Annotated in this window: 16 protein-coding genes and 1 tRNA gene; 6 read left to right on the top strand and 11 right to left on the bottom strand. The window is 45.9% G+C overall.

Annotated elements, in window-relative coordinates; all coding sequences use genetic code 11:
* The first annotated feature begins 708 nt into the window (after window positions 1-708).
* A complete protein-coding gene (locus QUB51_RS20655; RefSeq protein WP_333263117.1) occupies window positions 709-1,401 on the top strand; it encodes a hypothetical protein in 693 nt (230 codons plus the stop codon).
* Window positions 1,402-1,709: 308 nt separating this feature from the next.
* On the opposite strand, the gene QUB51_RS20650 is transcribed toward QUB51_RS20655, so the two are convergent.
* Together QUB51_RS20650 and QUB51_RS20645 are read right to left on the bottom strand one after the other, a co-directional pair.
* Complete coding sequence (locus QUB51_RS20650; RefSeq protein ID WP_333263114.1) at window positions 1,710-2,471, bottom strand: nucleotidyltransferase domain-containing protein; 762 nt, start codon at window positions 2,469-2,471, stop codon at window positions 1,710-1,712.
* Window positions 2,472-2,590: 119 nt separating this feature from the next.
* Entirely contained in the window at window positions 2,591-3,532 is a 942-nt protein-coding gene (locus QUB51_RS20645; RefSeq protein ID WP_333263110.1) for a DNA polymerase beta superfamily protein, read from the bottom strand.
* Between the two features lie 255 nt (window positions 3,533-3,787).
* On the opposite strand from QUB51_RS20645, the gene QUB51_RS20640 reads away from it, so the two are divergent.
* Both QUB51_RS20640 and QUB51_RS20635 read left to right on the top strand, forming a co-directional pair.
* Window positions 3,788-3,982: a type II toxin-antitoxin system HicA family toxin gene (locus tag QUB51_RS20640; protein WP_333055786.1), complete on the top strand. Its 195-nt coding sequence runs from the start codon at window positions 3,788-3,790 to the stop codon at window positions 3,980-3,982.
* The gene (locus tag QUB51_RS20635) at window positions 3,982-4,188 is read left to right on the top strand and encodes a type II toxin-antitoxin system HicB family antitoxin (protein ID WP_333055787.1); all 207 of its coding nucleotides are present in this window, start codon (window positions 3,982-3,984) and stop codon (window positions 4,186-4,188) included. Before QUB51_RS20640 ends, QUB51_RS20635 begins: the two co-directional genes overlap by 1 nt.
* Window positions 4,189-4,207: 19 nt before the next feature.
* Here the strand turns inward: QUB51_RS20635 and QUB51_RS20630 are convergent, their stop codons facing one another.
* The 7 genes from QUB51_RS20630 to QUB51_RS20600 form a co-directional block, all read right to left on the bottom strand.
* A complete protein-coding gene (locus tag QUB51_RS20630; RefSeq protein ID WP_333055788.1) occupies window positions 4,208-4,591 on the bottom strand; it encodes a hypothetical protein in 384 nt (127 codons plus the stop codon).
* 190 nt (window positions 4,592-4,781) lie between these two features.
* Window positions 4,782-4,853 (bottom strand) — tRNA-Val (locus QUB51_RS20625).
* A 125-nt stretch (window positions 4,854-4,978) separates the two neighbouring features.
* Window positions 4,979-5,191, bottom strand: coding sequence for a DUF2839 domain-containing protein (locus tag QUB51_RS20620; RefSeq protein ID WP_333055789.1), 213 nt, complete (start codon window positions 5,189-5,191; stop codon window positions 4,979-4,981).
* A 65-nt stretch (window positions 5,192-5,256) separates the two neighbouring features.
* Window positions 5,257-6,765, bottom strand: a complete 1,509-nt coding sequence (locus tag QUB51_RS20615) for a helicase C-terminal domain-containing protein (RefSeq protein ID WP_333263106.1) — start codon at window positions 6,763-6,765, stop codon at window positions 5,257-5,259.
* A gap of 22 nt (window positions 6,766-6,787) precedes the next feature.
* Window positions 6,788-8,317 carry a pentapeptide repeat-containing protein gene (locus QUB51_RS20610; RefSeq protein WP_333263102.1) on the bottom strand — a complete coding sequence of 510 codons (1,530 nt, stop codon included), beginning with the start codon at window positions 8,315-8,317 and terminating at the stop codon, window positions 6,788-6,790.
* Window positions 8,318-8,397: 80 nt separating this feature from the next.
* Window positions 8,398-9,960, bottom strand: a complete 1,563-nt coding sequence (locus QUB51_RS20605; protein WP_333055792.1) for a pentapeptide repeat-containing protein — start codon at window positions 9,958-9,960, stop codon at window positions 8,398-8,400.
* 96 nt (window positions 9,961-10,056) lie between these two features.
* Window positions 10,057-11,619: a pentapeptide repeat-containing protein gene (locus QUB51_RS20600; RefSeq protein WP_333055793.1), complete on the bottom strand. Its 1,563-nt coding sequence runs from the start codon at window positions 11,617-11,619 to the stop codon at window positions 10,057-10,059.
* A 38-nt stretch (window positions 11,620-11,657) separates the two neighbouring features.
* On the opposite strand from QUB51_RS20600, the gene QUB51_RS20595 reads away from it, so the two are divergent.
* From QUB51_RS20595 to ccmS, 3 genes are all read left to right on the top strand, one after another.
* Window positions 11,658-12,497: a prephenate/arogenate dehydrogenase gene (locus tag QUB51_RS20595; RefSeq protein ID WP_333055794.1), complete on the top strand. Its 840-nt coding sequence runs from the start codon at window positions 11,658-11,660 to the stop codon at window positions 12,495-12,497.
* Between the two features lie 207 nt (window positions 12,498-12,704).
* On the top strand, window positions 12,705-14,501 hold the full coding sequence (locus QUB51_RS20590) for an ABC transporter ATP-binding protein (protein ID WP_333055795.1): 1,797 nt from the start codon (window positions 12,705-12,707) through the stop codon (window positions 14,499-14,501).
* 169 nt (window positions 14,502-14,670) lie between these two features.
* A complete protein-coding gene (gene ccmS, locus QUB51_RS20585; protein ID WP_333055796.1) occupies window positions 14,671-15,102 on the top strand; it encodes a beta-carboxysome assembly chaperone CcmS in 432 nt (143 codons plus the stop codon).
* Between the two features lie 307 nt (window positions 15,103-15,409).
* On the opposite strand, the gene QUB51_RS20580 is transcribed toward ccmS, so the two are convergent.
* Window positions 15,410-16,345: a fused MFS/spermidine synthase gene (locus QUB51_RS20580; protein ID WP_333055797.1), complete on the bottom strand. Its 936-nt coding sequence runs from the start codon at window positions 16,343-16,345 to the stop codon at window positions 15,410-15,412.
* Between the two features lie 326 nt (window positions 16,346-16,671).
* On the bottom strand, window positions 16,672-17,271 hold the full coding sequence (locus QUB51_RS20575; RefSeq protein WP_333055798.1) for an adenylate/guanylate cyclase domain-containing protein: 600 nt from the start codon (window positions 17,269-17,271) through the stop codon (window positions 16,672-16,674).
* Window position 17,272: the final 1 nt, after the last annotated feature.

Raw genomic sequence — 17,272 nt, 5'->3', positions numbered from 1 at the left:
TTGTGGGATGGGCGTCCCGCCCGTCCAAAAAGGACGGGCGGGACGCCCATCCCACTTTCAAGAGTGGAAGTTATTTAATTCTCATTCCTAAGTAAAGCAGCGAAAACTTCGGAAATCAGCAATTGACTCAAAGCTAATGGACTTTGACAAGGAGATATTTTGATCTCGCTGGGGGAGTCTAGGTTAACAAATGGCGGCGAATCACTCGATCGCGATCGACCTCTTATTTCATCTCATAGTTGTCACTCTCGATTGAGATGCGATCGTCTTTGATTACAGAAATCCTCGGTACTGAGGGATCTCGGCTTCCTGAAGCCGAGTTTTTTTGGCAGATATAGATCGAATTTAGATATCGACTCAACCGTAGTAAGGATTTCAGCTTCATTTTGGGTTATCTCTCATTTAAATCTCAGGAAACAAAAAGGTTTTTATATAGCCACAATAAAATTAAGGGCGATCGAGGTCTGCTAAACTTCTTAATCTTAAGATAATTTTACGGTTACAAAAAAAGACCCTTCACGACTAGGAGTCTTCTCTGTCTTTGGGTAGACCGAATTTTTTTTTTCGTTTGATAAGATTCCCTTAAACAAAGCTTAAGAGAACGGTTAAGAAAACATGAAATTCCAAATTCCTCTAACTCCAGGATCTGTAACCCAGTTGCTGCTTCGAGTGGTCGCCTGTCTAGTTGTACTATCTTTCTTAAGTCAGATGACTATGTACTTCTTGCCGGATTACCCGTCTAGAGACTTCTTAGCAAATGGATTCAACGTTGATTACGAGGGGAACATTCCAACCTTCTACTCATTTTTGACATTGCTGTTTAGTTCTCTCTTGCTGGGTTCGATCGCCTATGCGAAAAATTTGGATAGCGATCGCTATAAGAATCACTGGAAAATTTTATCCTTCATATTTCTATTTTTATCTTTAGACGAAATTGGTCAATTGCACGAAAAGCTGGTTTACCCGATGCGAAACCTGCTAAATGCCACAGGATTTCTTTACTTTACTTGGATTGTGCCGATCGGTTTTCTAGTAGCGATATTTCTTTTTTCCTACAGTAAGTTCGTGTTGCACCTTCCTGTTTCAATGAGAAAATTGTTTGTTGCAGCCGCCGCTATTTATATTGGAGGAGCCATCGGAGTGGAAATGCTAGCGGGATACATAGTTTATACAGCGGGACCGGGGGATATATCCTACGTGATAGCAACGACGATTGAAGAGTCATTAGAAATGGTAGCAATCGTTATATTTATCCACGCCTTGACTTCATATATCAAGACATATGTAGGCGGCGTAAGTTGGAATTTTTACATACCAGGAAAAAACTCACCAGTTACCGACCATCAAAATACCGGCATACCTGCCCTTAACGCAACAGCCAACACAAATCTATTAAGGTGAATCACTTAAAACCGGGTTTAATGGACACGAAAATACTGCATTATGGCCTTTGATATCATTTCCGGTAACATTCATACATGATGTTGACTGTTGACTGTTGACGCCGTGAACAATGAACAGTTAACGCCGTGAACAGTGAAGTCGAATGTACTATTCCGATGCTAACGGATTTGATATGAGCAGGATGAAAAACCCGGTTTATTTGGTACTGATGTGTACTGGACTAGAGGTTCTGTGCTCTTCGGCGCACAAAACGACTAATATATAGGGTGCTTGCTACACTAAAGACTAATTAAACGTGGAACAGCTTAGTTCACAGATGACATCCTCACCTTTACCAAAAAATCGTTAAGAGCAACCTTTGCATTAGGATTTGACGGCAAATGACTTGTAAAACTTGCATCTTCTAATATATTAAGTAGCCGATCGCGCTCTTGCTGATAAAATTCCATATCTGTATCTTCCAGCACAGATTTTTCCTCCCCAGCCAGCTTGCGCTCGATCAAATCAGGAATATACGACAACTGGAACTTATCATTAAGTTTCACCAAATTCGCCTCGACTTCCCCCGTTTGCATCAAGTGAATCCCCGCCAGCAACACCCGGTAAACGTACAGCAGCGGCTTAACCCGACGCGGGCGTTCTTTTTCAAACAATTTCCATTGAGTTTTAGCAAAACCGAGATAGTGGTGGCTGTGGTGCTTGGTAATGCAGCCAGAGGCGAGATCCTTTAATTCCTCATGTTCCTTTGTAGTGTAAACTATGAGCGGCGAATACAGTTGTTCCAACACGTAGCCGTTGCGCTTCAACAGCATCTCAAAAAATTTATTGATGTCGTGAGTTACTAAATCGAGTTGCATTCCCTCCCGAACTTCAGAAACTTCGATGGTTTCTTCTCCAGAAATGAGTCCAATTACTTTCGGTAGCGGCAAAATGTGTACTCCCCGCAAATCAAAGTCAGAATCTGCAGAAGGAAAGCCGTATAAGTGCGAACCGCTGACAGTCGCAAACAGCAGCGGATAAGGCTGAACGGAGATAATTGAGGCGAGATTAGAGATGTATTCTGTCATTTTTTCAACATTTTATCAATGCTAATTTCAATTCCGGTTAAACAATCGCAAATACTTGTAGGGGCGGATTTTACCAACCATATATGTCTCAAATTAACGATCTCGTAAACCCGCCCCTTTTAGCCGATCGCACCTCTACGCGCTTCAATCAAAAACAGGTTCGCTTTCTCGTAATTAGGACGTTCCGGTAAGGAAGTTGCAGCAAAAGCGCGATCGAACTCACCGTGCAAACTCAACCGCCAGCGATTCACCTCATCCCAGGATACTTCTTGGTTGCGGATAGATAAAAGTTGCGATCGATAATCCTGCACGCGAACGGGTACAAACCCCTCCTTAAGCACCGTAATTCCTGACAGCAACAAGCGAATTAAGTGCATCGCGTGCTTCCAACGAATTTCCCCGGTATTGCGGAGGTCTTGCTCCATTTTTTTAAATTGAGACAAAACGTAGCTATTGTAAGTTTGATAAACCAATTGAGAAAGAAACATTTCCCGAATTTCCAGCAATTCTTGTGCTACAGGAGAAACTGTTTCTACTAAAGGCGTGTACAAACATTCTAGCACATTTGGATTAGCTTTTAGTGCCAAAACTAGAAACTTTTGCAGTTCCCAATAGCATTCCTGATTTTGCTTATTTTCCAATTGTTCTGGAATGCCGTAAAGCGACCAATGAAGTATTGCCGGCGGCAGGTAAATCCCGCGTCTGTCTGTATCGGATTGCTCGTTATCAAGCCCATAAGCTCTCGAACCAAGAATGCAGCGGTAAATTACAGAATCATAGAGGTTGTATTCTGCAAGAAAATCTCCTCCTGACTGCAATCCTTCGCTCTGAAACTGCTTGCGGATACTGAGTTCGTGCCGCCGCAGACTAACTTGTGTTCCGTCTGGGAGTTTGACTAAATATGCGTGGGAATTGTCCGTAGGCGATTGAACGATGACACCTACTAATCCCGGTTTCCAAGATTGGTCGCCGGCGGGGTTTTTGACCTCGATTTTGGTGACAATTTGGGTTCCTGCGGGTAGGATTAAGTTGAAATTTTGAGGAAGATTGGCATTTGCCATGAGGGAACCTCCTGCGGGAGCACGAGCTACAATGTTAGTGTAGCATAGGTGTAGTATATAAGGGAAGTTTTGGGCGATCGCTGGGAGTCCTCGCCCGTGCTACGGCAGTTTGGGCCTTGTTAAACATTGTCTTCAGATTGAGCAGGATGAGGTTTTTTATCAGTCGCGCCGGTTACAATGGAGAGGTTGCTGAAGTTAGATCGTATTATGAAGATATAAGTGCGGGAGTTGATGAGTTTTATAGATAAATGAATAATGAAAGTTAGAGAAGTTATTAAAATGTTAGAAGATGATGGTTGGTATTTAGCTAGAACAAAGGGCAGTCATCGTCAATTTAAACACCCAGAAAAGGCGGGGACTGTCACGGTGTCAGGTAATTTAGGCATTGATATGCCAATTGGTACGCTTAAAAGTGTTTGGCGGCAATCTCAACTAGAGGAGGAAGATTAATGCGTTATGCTGTTGTAATTGAAAAAGGTCAAACTAGCTACGGTGCGTATGTTCCCGATTTACCTGGATGTGTAGCTGTGGCTGAAAGTTTAGAAGATGTGAGGCATTTAATTAAAGAGGCGATCGCATTTCATCTTGAAGGACTACAAGAGGATGCTTTTCCTATTCCCGAACCAGTCTCTATTTGCGAATATGTTGAAGCTTAAACTAAACGTCAATTACTCTTTATTTCCAGTTTGTTTCTAATTCTCCTCTCCGATAAGCTGCAATTTCTTGGGCAATTTCTTCATCAGTTAAAGGATGATCCGCGTGTAAAGCCTGGGTTTCTTCACATAAGTTGCTAAAATCTTCAGCTAAAGCTTGTCGCTGCGGATCGGGCTGATAACTCTTCTTAACTTCCCGGCTGATTTTAATTTTTTCTGCTAGTAACTCTTGTGCAGGTTTTCCTGAAAGAATCGTTACTACTTGCCGAGGTTGATTAAGATGCTGTTTTTCTGACAAAGCTTTTAAAGCATCAGTAATTACCTGATCGGGGGTTGTATATTTCCCTGTCTCTAACTGTTGTTGCAGTAACTTTTCTTGTTCTGAGTTCAGAATTATTTGGATCATAAAGTTACCTCTCTAAATAATCTCCAGCCGTTTGATATCTGTAGGGCTCAAGCATTTGGGCGACAATTTATGTTGAAAACCTGTAATTTTATCCCCAAATGCTTCACCCTCCAACCTTGATTGCGCGATCGCACTCCGACAGGATATTTTATTTTTTGGAGATTTCTAATGAGTCCCCATCAATTTTGAATGGGCAATACTGGATTTGAACCAGTGACCCCTTCCGTGTGAAGGAAGTGCGCTACCACTGTGCTAATTGCCCGCAGATAATTACCATACCATACCAAGTCCTAATTTGCAACTAAATTTTTCCTAAAAATTCAGCCGCTGGTTTCCGAGTTAAACTCGACACAATGCCAAGAATACAGGCATTTGTCGAGTCTGGCATCAGTTAACCTGCCACCAACCCGCCGAGGGGCCGACAAACCGCACTACAATCCACCAAACAACCAAAAGACTAATCCCCATCCAGCTTCCGCGACTTGTCCACTTCACAAAATCTTCGCTTTGGGTTTTCGTGATTGGCAGCCAGGGAAGGATGCGCTCTTCTTTACCGTATTCGTCGCCGATCGACTCTTTGCGACGCTTAGCTTCACCCATAATCTTTGTCTACTAAATTAGATTTCAACTGGATACCTAAACAAATTATACGCCAACAGGTCATCTCAAGCCTGGGTCAGCCACGTCGTATCCAAATAATCAATCCTCGCAAAAGGACTCAAAGCCGCTAAAACCTGCTTTCCATAACTGCGGTGAATCACCCTGCTGTCGAAAATCGCCACCACCCCTTGACGTTCTCGCACAGGCGCGATCGCCCGTTGCAACTCATTCAGCGCCGCCGGCAGCAAATACAACCGAAACCAATCCTTGCGCCGTTCCTTATAATAAGCCACACGCGCCGTCACCAAAGGATTCTCCAAAGAAGGTAGCGGCAAAGTTGCGATCGCCAGCAAGTGAGGCGCCCTCAATTCCCCCTGATGTTCCCGCCAAAACTCCCACCCCGTCACCAAAATCGCATTCTCGCCCACATCAGTCTTTTCTACCTGCACGCGAGAACCGAACTCAGAAGCCAAAATCGCCGCCAGCCTAGCCTTCAGCGGTACATCACCCACAATCAGCACCGTTAAACCCGCCACCGAGGCGCTCATCAACAGCAAAGTCCGAATTTCTTCCATTAAAACTCCCTGAAATTCCGGCGTATTCGGCAGCGGCAGCCAGTTGGGAATGTACAGTTGAATTAATTCGCTTTGTCGATCGGGCGAAAACTTAACGCTCGTCAATTCTGGGAGTCCCAGCATTTGCCGGAAGATAGGAGCCTTCGGTTCCACATCCACCGCCCCCCCAATCAACACCACAGGCTGACCATCCCAAATTTTGCTCAAAACCTCAGCCACCTGAACCGGCGCGCAGAACAGAGAAAATGACCCAGCCTCCCGATTAATTTCCGCCCACCGCAGTGTTCCGTTTGTTTCCCACCGCTGCCAAAAATTGCTCCAAGCAGCCGGAATCAGCGAATTTGGCTCGATTTTTTCAAACAGCCCCTGCAAAATATTTTGCTCTGCGGTTTCCAGCAAATAGCACTCCTCTGGTTTCGCCGGATGCTGAAAGAAAGCCCGCGTTAGCAGTACCCGCCCTTGGAGGATTGCATCGGCTTCCAAAGGCTGAGATTGCATTAAATCATTCCAGTCAGCAGGTTGCAAACACGCCGTCAATTGCTGGCGCGTCCAAACTTCCAAGTCATCCACACCGTCGATAATTGTCGGAATATTCCTGTGAAGTTCCGAATTTGCCGCCAAGCGAGCCGCCAGCCAAGACTGCGGATCTGCTAGCATCAATCCTCGTCCCGTGGCATTATCCGAATAAGTCTCGATCGACCCCTCTGTTTGCAGCCACTCTTGCAAACGTGGAATTTCCACTGCTCTCAAATGCTCGATCACCCGTGTAGGCGCGACTAATATCACAGGCTCTGGCCACATCAAAATCGGCATCAAATAGCTGACTCGATACCGCTGTCGGTAAGCTCCAGCGGGAAGCCCCGTTTGGATCAGAGCGCTGCGCCCCAAGCGCAAAGCCCGCGCCACGAGCCGCGCCATCGTTAAATGGTGGGGCCAGTGCGGCTCGGAGTTCGATCGCAGGAAGCGGAGTAGCGAATTGTGGACTTCTACCTCAATCAATCGATTGTACTGTTAACATTCCTCAATCAACATAATCAAAACTGGCCAGAAAATCAACTACTTTTTGACCGAGAGGCAAACAGAATTTACTCTCCTGATGAGTTGCACCTCCCTTCCCAAAATTCCCGTGAGAATTCACCATCAAACTCTCCTGTCCCGAACTAATTAAAATAGTTTGGGTAGGTGACTCAAAAAACTTTGTTGGCTGACTCACTTGTGATATATTAGAGACCAAATTCATCAACTCATTTAATTTATTTGTAGCTGTACTCAATGCTTTACGCAACTGCAATATTCGTTTTTCCTCCAAATTTTGACTTTCGATATTTTTGCCGATAATCATAATATTTTTCTGAGTTTGTAGAGCATCCTTAAAAGGAAGAATCGCTAAAAAAGCTGCTGGCAATAAATGCTCATCGCTCTCAAATCTAAAAGTTAGAGTTGTGCGGCGGTAGCCGACTTCAATATTAGGAGGAAAATTCATTGCTCGGTAATGCTGAGCTATTTCGCTGTAAGCTGTGGCTAAAGTGCTGTTTGCTGAGTAGTCTAAAAGTGCGTCAACCACAATTTGCACTAACCCAGGCGTGTGACTTAAAAATTTTATCGATTCTGACGGCGAATTAAATTGTTGAATCTGAGTGCGATCGCCTGCGGGGCTGAGGTCAACCCACTGGCAAGTAATATCATCTGCGATGATGCCACATCGAGGAACCAAATACAGTTTTGCTCCTGTTAAAGTTGCTCCCCTCAAATCAGCGCCTACCCAATCTGCCTTAATCAAATTTGTTTCTGTCAAATCAGCGTGAACGAAACTAGCACTTGCTAAATTAGTATTTCTTAAATCTGCTCCGTTAAGGTTAGCTCCGCTTAATTTAGCAAAGCTCAGATCCGCGCCGTTGAGGTTTGCTCCCGTCAAATCAGCCCATTTGAGGTTAGCTCCGCTCAAATTGGCACTGCTGAGATTCACCTGTTGCAAAGAAGCTTGTCTCATATCAGCATTGATCAAATTGACGCCGCTAAGTTCTGCTTTCGTCAAATCTGCGCCGTGTAAGTTAGCTTCTTGAAAGTTAGCTGAAGCAGCCGAAGCACCTCTGAGATTTGCACCGGAAAGATTAGCACCGCACAGGTTAGCTTCCGTCAGTTTTACTTCTCTTAAATCTGCTTCAGTCAGGTTTGCACCGCTGAAGTTAGTTTTGCTGAGTTCGCAGCGGACTAATTCGCTTCTAATCAGGGATGCTCGGATTAATTGAGCTGCACTTAAATCGGCTCTGACTAAGTTTGCTACGTTGAGAGTCGCCCCGTTTAAGATTGCCCGCGACAGGTTGGTACTGCTGAGTCTAGCCACATTCAGGTTAGCTTCGCTCAAGTTAGCGTCGCTCAAATTAGCGCCGCTGAGGTTGGTGACAAATAAGCTAGCCCGCCTTAAAATTGATTGGCTGAGGTTGATGCGGCTGAGATTAGCTTCATTCAGGTTGATTCCTGTGAAATCTCTGTCACCTTCTGTGTATCTTTTGACGATTGCAAATCGTTTGAGCAGTTCTTCAGCTTCCATTTTTTTTACCTGAATGAAATGGCAATCGGCTAACTTTTTTATGGCATAAATAGAAATAATATCAAATTCATTTATAGTATTTACTCACCGAGCTGATAAAAGCTTTTGACAAACTCAATGACAGTATTTAGCGGCGGGGTGGTAAATCTTTGGGCTTTAATTGCAGGACTGATAGAGGTTTTGTTGACTCCAGGCAAATTGGTCAAGTTTCTGCCAAAATCTGGGTGATAGTGAATCATCAAACTTTCGGCGCTGGAGTTGGCCAGTACAGTTTGGGTAGGCGATTGGAAAAAACTTGACATCGGTTCGCGATCGAGGCGAATCGGCTGAATTTTCATTTCCCCTATTTTTCTCATTGTTTGGGTCAGGGCAACGTTTAATTGCACTACCATATTTGAGACTCTGACACCCAGGTTATTACCACTTTGGGGTTGAATCATTTTGATCAGAGTCATTAAATTTTTCTGAGTAAATGCTGCATCACTAAAGGGAGTAATCGCCACGAAAGCTGTGGGAAATAGTTGCTCGTCTTGTTCTATTCTAAATGATATGATTGTGCGTCGAGAATTAACTTCGATACTGGGAGGATGGTTCAAAGCAGGGTATTGACGGGCAATTTGGCGGTAGGTAGCTGCAAGGACAAAGTTAGCATCGGGGTCGAGGGGTCGATCGACAATAATTTGAACTGTCGGCGGTGTAGCATTGAAAAACCTTTGAGATTCTTCTGGGGTAAAGCGCTGAATGTGGCTGCGATCGCCGTTAGGACTGAGGTCAACCCAATCGCAGGTAATGTCATCTGCTTTCACATCAAACCTCGACACCGCGTAAATTTTTGCCCCCGTCAGGGCCGCCCCCGTCAAATCAGCGCCTACCCAATCAGCGTGAATCAAATTCGCTTGAGTCAAATCCGCGTGTACCAGAGTAGCGTTCAAGAGATTGACATTGCTCAAATTTGCCCCGTACAAGTTGGCCCCGCTCAATCTCGCTTCATCGAGGTCAGCGCCGGTCAGGTTCGCCCCGCTGAGGTCAGCCCACCGGAGATTAGCGCCTCGCAAGTCAGCGCCGCTGAGGTTGGCCTGAGAAAGATTAGCTTGTCTGAGTTCGGCATTGCAGAGGTTGACTCCTCGCAAGTCTGCCCTGCTGAGGTCGGCTCTGTGCAAGTTGGCCCGTTCCAAGTTTGCCGCTGTTAGGGAAGCGCCTCTAAGGTGAGCCCCGCTGAGGTCGGCTTGCTCTAGATTGGCTTCTCTGAGGGTTGCTTCTCTCAAATCTGCTTCGCTGAGATTTGCACCGGTCAAGTTGGCACTACTGAGGTTTGCTCGAATCAGTTCGGATCTGATCAGTGTAGCTTCGACGAGTTGGGCTTCGCTGAGGTCGGCTCTAATCAAGTTAGCTACGTTGAGGATAGCACCGCTGAGGTTGGCTTTGTGCAGATTGGCACCGCTGAGTCTGGCAACATTGAGTTTGGCTTTTCTCATGTTGGCGTTTGACAAATTGGTGCCACTCATGTTGGTGAGGCTTAAGATTGCCTCACTGAAATTAGCCCCGCTGAGATCGATCCTGCTGAGATTTGCCTCGCAAAGGAGGATTGCAGTAAAGTCTCTTTCTCCTGCTGCATATTTTGTGATGAGTTCTTCGGCATCCATGCTTTTGAATTTCCCTGATGTGTTAGCTAGAACAAAGCTTTGTTGTGCCAACCTTTAAACTAGAATAAGCATTTTCTGTAACTTGATGCAATATGCTTAAACATCTATATTGTGGAAGCCTTTTATAAAATCCAAAATGCTACTGATATTAGTTTGAGCCAATTTTGCTATCTCGGCTAACTTGCCAGAGGTTGAGTTACTTGGGTCGTATTTTTTAATCAGGCGCTTGCCGAAGGCTGGGTGGTGATATACGCTGAGTCTTTGGTCGCGGGAATTAATTAAGATCATTTGTGTGGGAATTTGAAAGAAATTGATGCTTTCGCCGATTTTTGGAAAAGAACTGGAAATTTTGATTTGGTCTACTTTGCTGATAGCTTGGTTGAGAGCTTTGCTACATAACTGAACGTGTTTAGATTCTTTGACGTTAAGTTTGCCTGCATCGTGGGATTGAATCATTTTCATCAAAGCTATTAGGTTTTTTTGAGTTATGGCAGCGTCGTTAAAAGGAATGATGGCAACGTAAGCGGTGGCAAATAATTTATCGTCGCTGTCCATTTTAAAGGCGAGTACGGTGCGCCTGGAGCTGACTTCGATCGTGGGAGGCTGACTTAAACTCGGATATTGTTGGGCAATTTGGTAATAAGTTGCTGCTAGCGCAAAATGAGCGCCTTGGTCTAAGGGCGAGTCAATTACAATCCGAACTGTGGGCAAGGTTTCGTGAAAAAATTCGTGGGTTCCTCCTGAGTTCAACCAGTAAATTTGGCTGTGGTCGCCGTTGGGGCTCAGATCGACCCATTTGCAGGTCATGCCTTCGGTTTTGATGCCCAGTCGCGAAACTGCGTGGAGTTTGGCTCCGGTTAAGGTGGCTCCGGTTAAGTCGGCTCCAATCCAGTCGGCGCGGATCAGATAGGCATTTGTCAGGTCGGCGTGAACTAAGCTGGCATTGAGCAAGTTGGCGTGGCAGAGGTCGGCTCGGCTGAGGTCGGCACCGCTCAATTTTGCTTCGCTCAGGTCGGCCCAGCGGAGATTGCAACCGCTGAGGATTGCCCAGCGCAAATTGACGCCGCTGAGGTCGGCGCCGCTGAGTACGGCTTGAGTTAGGTTGGCTTGTCTCAGTTCTGTGCCTCGCAAGTCGGCGCCGCTGAGGTCGGCTCGGCTGAGGTCGGCTCCTTGCAGGTTGGCTTGTTCGAGGTTGGCTTCTGTCAAGCACGCGCCACTGAGGTGAGCGCCTCGAAGGTTGGCTTGAGCGAGGTTGGCTCCTCGAAGGGTGGCTTCGGTGAGGGTGGCGCCGCTGAGGTTTGCACCGCTGAGGTTTGCGCCGCTGAGTTCGGCTCGAATGAGCTCGGCTCTGATCAGTTTGGCTCCTATGAGTATGGCTTTTTTGAGGTCAACTCGCACTAGGTAAGCGACGTTGAGGTCGGCGTCGGTGAGGTCGGCGCCGCCTAGATGGGCGCCGCTGAGTCTGGCAATGTTGAGTTTTGCACCTGTGAGGTTGGTTTTGCTGAGGTTGGCTCCGCTCAGGTTTGCTACACTCAGATTCGCACCCTTGAGGTTGGCTCCGCTCAAGTTGACGCCGCTGAGGTTGGCCTCAGTCAGGTTGATTCCGGCAAAGTTTCTTTCTCCGGCGGCATATTTCTTCAGGAGTTCCTCGACTGTCATGGGGGCGGCACCGTATCAAATATCCCCATTTTATTGCTATGAATATCGGTATTGTCGGACTGGGTTTAATTGGTGGCTCGATCGGGCTGGATTTGCGATCGCGCGGGTTTAATGTTTTGGGGGTTTCGAGTCGGCAGCAGACTTGCGATCGGGCGCAAGCTCGCGGTGTTGTCAATGAAGCCAGCATAAACCTGTCTCTGATTGCAGCAGCCGATGTGGTTTTTATTTGCACGCCACTGGGGTCGATCGAGCCGATCGTCCGAGACTTGGTGCCCTATCTTTCCCCTGATACTATTGTAACCGATGTCGGTTCCGTAAAAACACCCATAGTGCAGGCTGTGTCTTCTCTGTGGCCGAATTTTGTAGGGGGACACCCGATGGCGGGGACTGCTGAAAGCGGAATCGAGGCTGCGGTACCTGATTTGTTTGTGGGCCGGCCTTATGTGGTGACGCCGACTGCCCAAACGCCGGCGTTTGCTGTGGATAAGGTTGAGGAAATTGCGCGGTTGCTGGGTGCTAAAGTTTACCGATGTGAACCGGAAGAGCACGATCGAGCTGTGGCTTGGATTTCTCATTTGCCGCTGATGGCGAGCGCGACGCTGGTTGCTGCGTGCGATCGAGAGGGCGATCGGGATATTGTTAATTTAGCCCAACATTTGGCGAGTTCGGGTTTTCGGGACACGAGCCGGGTGGGGGGTGGCAATCCCGAACTGGGAGTGATGGTGGCAAAGTACAATCGAGAGGAATTATTGCGATCGCTCTCTATTTACCGCGACAGTCTCGACGAGTTTATCAGCGATATCGCAGCCGAAAATTGGCAAAGTCTCGAACACAAGTTGAAGCTGACTCAACAAGCGAGACAGAATTACAACTTGTGATCCAAAATTTACCAGCCAATTCAACCAGTAATTCACGTTCAGATTGAGGCGCAAATAGTTGGTGTAGTCGCTAAAATGAAGCGAGTGTTAACGTTTAAAGCCTAGGAACCGGGCTTTTGAGAATTAACAATTAAACAAAGGTAAGGTGCGCGCCGATCACCCTACTAATTTCTAATTCTCGGCCCTATTTCGGATGCCCCATGCCCTATGAATGATTCTCAAGCATCACCAAATCCATCAAAACCTGTCCATCCCCTCAAGCGGCTGCTGAAATACGGGCGCCGCTACCGCCTGAAAGCTTGGCTGGCAAGTATCTGTTCGCTGCTGAATAAATTCTTTGATTTAGCGCCGCCAGCATTAATCGGTATTGCCGTTGATGTGGTGGTGAAACAGCAAGATTCTATCCTCGCTCAATGGGGCATAAAAGATGTCTTTTGGCAACTGGCAATTATCACTCTTTTGAGCGCGATTGTTTGGACGTTGGAATCTGTTTTTGAATATGCCTATGATTATTTGTGGCGCAATTTGGCTCAGGATATTGAACACGATTTGCGTCTGGAAGCTTACAGTCATTTGCAGGAATTAGAATTAGCTTATTTTGAAGAACGCAGCACGGGCGGTTTGATTTCTATTCTCAATGATGATATCAATCAACTCGAACGTTTTTTAGACGACGGCGCTAATGAGGTAATTCAGGTAATGACAACGGTTGTTGTGATTGGGGCGGCTTTTTTTGCTGCTTCTCCTCTTGTTGCTGGGCTGTCAATGCTGCCGATACCTTTTATTATTTGGGGTTCGATCGCCTTTCAAAATCGCCTCGCTCCTTTCTATGCTGATGTGCGGGAAAAGGTGAGTTTTCTGAACGGGCAACTGTCGAATAATTTGATGGGAATTACTACTATTAAAAGTTTTACTTCCGAAGATTATGAAATTCAGCGCATCGAAACACAAAGCCAAGCTTACCGCCAAAGCAACCGACGGGCGATCGTACTTTCGGCTGCTTTTATTCCGCTGATTCGGGTTGTGATTTTCTTGGGGTTTATTGCAACACTATTTCTGGGGGGTTTGGAGGTGGTGGCGGGCCGGTTGTCTGTGGGAACTTACAGCGTTTTGGTGTTTTTGACCCAGCGGTTGTTGTGGCCGCTGACTCGCCTGGGAGATACTCTGGATCAATACCAGCGCGCCATGGCTTCGACTAATCGGGTGATGAATTTGTTGGATACTCCGATCGCAATTCGCACGGGTGATATTCGGCGGCCGGTTAGTTCGATTAAGGGTGAGTTGGAATTTAAAAATGTTACGTTTTCTTATAATCAAAGAAAACCGATTTTGCAGTATTTTTCTTTGAATCTGCCGGCGGGAAAAACTACTGCGATTGTTGGGGCGACAGGTTCCGGTAAAAGTACGCTGGTGAAACTAATATTGAGGCTGTACGAGGTACAGCATGGCAATATTTATCTCGACGGTATAGAATTAAATAGCCTGAATTTAAAAGATTTGCGGAGAGCGATCGGATTGGTGAGTCAAGATGTGTTTTTGTTTCACGGTACGGTGGCAGAAAATATTGCTTACGGCAGTTTTGAGGCCAGCAATCGAGAGATAGTAAATGCTGCGAAAATTGCCGAAGCGCACGAGTTTATCGCGCAATTGCCGGACGGTTACAACACTATTGTAGGGGAACGCGGTCAAAAGTTGTCGGGGGGGCAGCGACAGCGAATTGCAATTGCGAGGGCTGTTTTGAAGAATCCGCCGATTTTGATTCTTGACGAAGCTACTTCAGCGGTGGATAACGAGACTGAGGCGGCAATTCAGCGATCGCTCGAACGAATTACCAAGAATCGCACTACAATTGCGATCGCCCACCGTCTTTCTACTGTCCGCAATGCCGATTGCATTTGTGTCATGGAAGAGGGGCTGGTGGTAGAATCGGGGCAGCACGAACAACTGATCGAACAGGACGGAATTTATGCGGCGCTCTGGCGCGTGCAATCTGGTATAAGATAGAAACGCAGCGGTTTTGGGTAATTGGGAATTGCTAATTTGTAATTGGGGATGGGCCTTTGGGCATGGGTAACTAATGACAACAGTCAACAGCCAACTGCCAACCGCCAACTGCCAACTGCTAACTGACAACTGACTGCAAAATATTAGTTTCTACAAGCAAGAAGAGAAAATGTTTCTATTTGATAGCCCTGAGTCCAAACCCAACGAAAATAGCTGGAGTCGGAAATTAGATAAATTTGTGAAAGCTAATCAAAATGAATTGGCTGCTTTGGCTTGGGGGCTATTTCTGGAAAGGGGAGAAGAAAGCGAGGAGATTTTGGCAATTGATATTGCAGAAACTGCGCGTTTTGTGTATTGTAAGAAAGAGGCGGTTGAGGAGTTGAACCGTCAAGTAAAAAGTCATATTCAGGAAGTTGTAGGTGTGTTGAACGCTCACAAGCCTGAGAAGGAAGTGGCGATTTTGGCGATCGGGGAAGGTCAAATTAAGTTGATTCTTTTTGAACCTAAGCCTGAACCTCCTGTTTGTTTTGAGGAAGCTGCAACCGATGTTGATACATTGTTGGCTAAGCTGGAACAGCAGATGGTTGAATGTATGAAATAGCAGTTATATCAAATCCGGTGGCATCGGAATTGATATTACCTACACTCAGGAGACGACGCCGTGCAGTTTCCCTACAATTAATCGGGCGATGGTTATATCTCTTATCGAGGAAAATTGATTGTGTTGGGGTAGGGAAACGGCAATGCCGTGTCGTCAGTTGCCCTATTGTCGATGGTTATATCCGATCGCACTCTGAGGGCAATTTTATCCCATAGTCTCTTTCAATCCCTGGGTGCTCTCAACTTCCTATTAGCAACAGGCTTTCCGGCCTGTTCCACAAAGAGTAAACCCGGACTTATTATAGATATCAGAATAACCAGCAATCAAAATAACCAGCGGGCGGCGAATCGTCATGCAAAATTTGAGATCGATATAAATTAGGTACAGCTTCCGCCAATTCTGTACCTAATTTTACTTCCCGCGCTCTTTCTGTTAATGGAAATGAAAATTGATAGCCATCTTGCAAATATTTTGCCCTAGCAACAATCTCATTCTTCTCTAAAATAGCGCTGTTGCTACCAATCAAAACAGTGTTAATGTCCTTCCACGGACACACGCACACCTGGGAAAATACGCTTTGAAAAGTCTTGATTTTTTCCGCATAAAACTCATCTCTTTGCAGCAGATTTACCAGCACAACTCCCTCACTTGACAAGCGTTTTTCGCAGATTTGATAAAATTCTTTGGTGGATAGGCGATGCGGAAAGTAGCCGTTGCCAAAAGCTACGTCGATCATGATGATATCGTATTGAGTATCTGATTTTTGCTGCTCTAAATACTCTCTGCCGTCTTGAATTGTTACAGTTAGACGATCGTCCAATTTTACCCCAAAACACTGTGTAGCTGCTTCGATCGCGATCGGATCGACATCCGCACATTCTATAACAGTTTCCGGCAAATAGTGGTGCAACACTAAGGGAATTCTGCCGCCGCCAAAACCAGCTATGTAGATTCTTTGAGGTTGGTTTTGCCACACTAAACCCAACATCATCGCCTGAGTATATTCAGACACTAGATGTAAAGGATTGTTGAAATCGAATACAGATTGCAGTAAATCTGTGTGCTGATTTACTTTTTCTACTAAAGATAGTTTAATGTGCGATCGCTCTTTTGTGACTGCAACATAGTGAACACCAGACTCTTTGCAAAAAATAACCTTGTCTGGCTGTTGCTGCAGCCAAGCCAGCCGCTGTCCAATAGCGGATAAATTAATAGATTGCCAAGTTTTGTGTTCCTCAATCATCTAATTTTAAATTTTATTTAAACTCCATATTCTCTAAGAATATAGCCTCATCAACCTGGTTTATACCAAAATGGCTTAGGAATGAGAATTAAATAACTTACAATGCGTGATGGTTCTTGTGGGATGGGCCTGAAAGCCCGTCCAGAAAGGGCGGGCTTTCAGGCCCATCCCCTACTCCCCACTTTCAAGAGTGTAAATTATTTAATTCGCGATCCTTAGTCGCCCGATATCTGCGAAGAAACCGGGTTTCGAGTCAAGGCTGGCACAAGCCATGTTCTCATTTTCCAGCAGGGCGAAGAACGAGAAGACAACAGAAATTCACCCGATTACAGCCGCTTGTACGCCACCAATTCCAAACCTGAAACCGAAAGTTCCACTTTTTCCCAATCTTGCTTGTCACCTTCCAACTTTTCAAAGGCTGCTGAGGTCAGCAAAATCTCTCCGCGTTCCGCCAAATCCTCTCCCAGCTTGGATGCCAGATTAAATTCAGATCCGTACATATCCTCTCCTTCCAGCATCAAAACATCGCCACAGCCAATACCAATGCAGAGGTAAATGTCCATCTCCGGCGGCAGTGTCGTGTTGACAGCCGCCGTTTGTTTCAAAGAGTCGATCGCAGCTTCCACCGCCGATTTTACATCGGGAAAAACTGCAAAAATATTGTCGGCTTCCTCCTTAACTACAGTGCCGCTGTATTCGGAAATTATCGGTTTTACAATTCCGTGCATTCGGTGAATCATTGCCAAAAAATGAATAATTCCGTAGCGGACTGTCGTGCGCGAAAATCCTGACATATCCATTACTAAAATTGCGTAATTTTGGCGAAAAGTTTCATTGATTTTCGCATCAATTTCCGCCATTCTTTCGGGATGTTCGTTTCTTTCTTGCAGCAACTTTTCCAAGTAAGCGCGGTTATTTGTTTTCATT

It is taken from the genome of Microcoleus sp. AT8-A3 (assembly GCF_036705675.1).
Taxonomy (GTDB): domain Bacteria; phylum Cyanobacteriota; class Cyanobacteriia; order Cyanobacteriales; family Microcoleaceae; genus Microcoleus.
This window is presented reverse-complemented; position numbering and strand designations above follow the sequence as displayed.

What these genes read in the sequence shown, in the direction of transcription:
- QUB51_RS20635 (WP_333055787.1), top strand. Translation starts at nt 3,982, where the DNA reads ATGCGTTATGCTGTTGTAATTGAAAAAGGTCAAACTAGCTACGGTGCG.
- QUB51_RS20640 (WP_333055786.1), top strand. Translation starts at nt 3,788, where the DNA reads ATGAAAGTTAGAGAAGTTATTAAAATGTTAGAAGATGATGGTTGGTAT.
- QUB51_RS20645 (WP_333263110.1), bottom strand. Translation starts at nt 3,532, where the DNA reads ATGGCAAATGCCAATCTTCCTCAAAATTTCAACTTAATCCTACCCGCA.
- ccmS (WP_333055796.1), top strand. Translation starts at nt 14,671, where the DNA reads ATGTTTCTATTTGATAGCCCTGAGTCCAAACCCAACGAAAATAGCTGG.
- QUB51_RS20630 (WP_333055788.1), bottom strand. Translation starts at nt 4,591, where the DNA reads ATGATCCAAATAATTCTGAACTCAGAACAAGAAAAGTTACTGCAACAA.
- QUB51_RS20610 (WP_333263102.1), bottom strand. Translation starts at nt 8,317, where the DNA reads ATGGAAGCTGAAGAACTGCTCAAACGATTTGCAATCGTCAAAAGATAC.
- QUB51_RS20575 (WP_333055798.1), bottom strand. Translation starts at nt 17,271, where the DNA reads ATGAAAACAAATAACCGCGCTTACTTGGAAAAGTTGCTGCAAGAAAGA.
- QUB51_RS20590 (WP_333055795.1), top strand. Translation starts at nt 12,705, where the DNA reads ATGAATGATTCTCAAGCATCACCAAATCCATCAAAACCTGTCCATCCC.
- QUB51_RS20605 (WP_333055792.1), bottom strand. Translation starts at nt 9,960, where the DNA reads ATGGATGCCGAAGAACTCATCACAAAATATGCAGCAGGAGAAAGAGAC.
- QUB51_RS20650 (WP_333263114.1), bottom strand. Translation starts at nt 2,471, where the DNA reads ATGACAGAATACATCTCTAATCTCGCCTCAATTATCTCCGTTCAGCCT.
- QUB51_RS20580 (WP_333055797.1), bottom strand. Translation starts at nt 16,345, where the DNA reads ATGATTGAGGAACACAAAACTTGGCAATCTATTAATTTATCCGCTATT.
- QUB51_RS20600 (WP_333055793.1), bottom strand. Translation starts at nt 11,619, where the DNA reads ATGACAGTCGAGGAACTCCTGAAGAAATATGCCGCCGGAGAAAGAAAC.
- QUB51_RS20655 (WP_333263117.1), top strand. Translation starts at nt 709, where the DNA reads ATGACTATGTACTTCTTGCCGGATTACCCGTCTAGAGACTTCTTAGCA.
- QUB51_RS20595 (WP_333055794.1), top strand. Translation starts at nt 11,658, where the DNA reads ATGAATATCGGTATTGTCGGACTGGGTTTAATTGGTGGCTCGATCGGG.
- QUB51_RS20620 (WP_333055789.1), bottom strand. Translation starts at nt 5,191, where the DNA reads ATGGGTGAAGCTAAGCGTCGCAAAGAGTCGATCGGCGACGAATACGGT.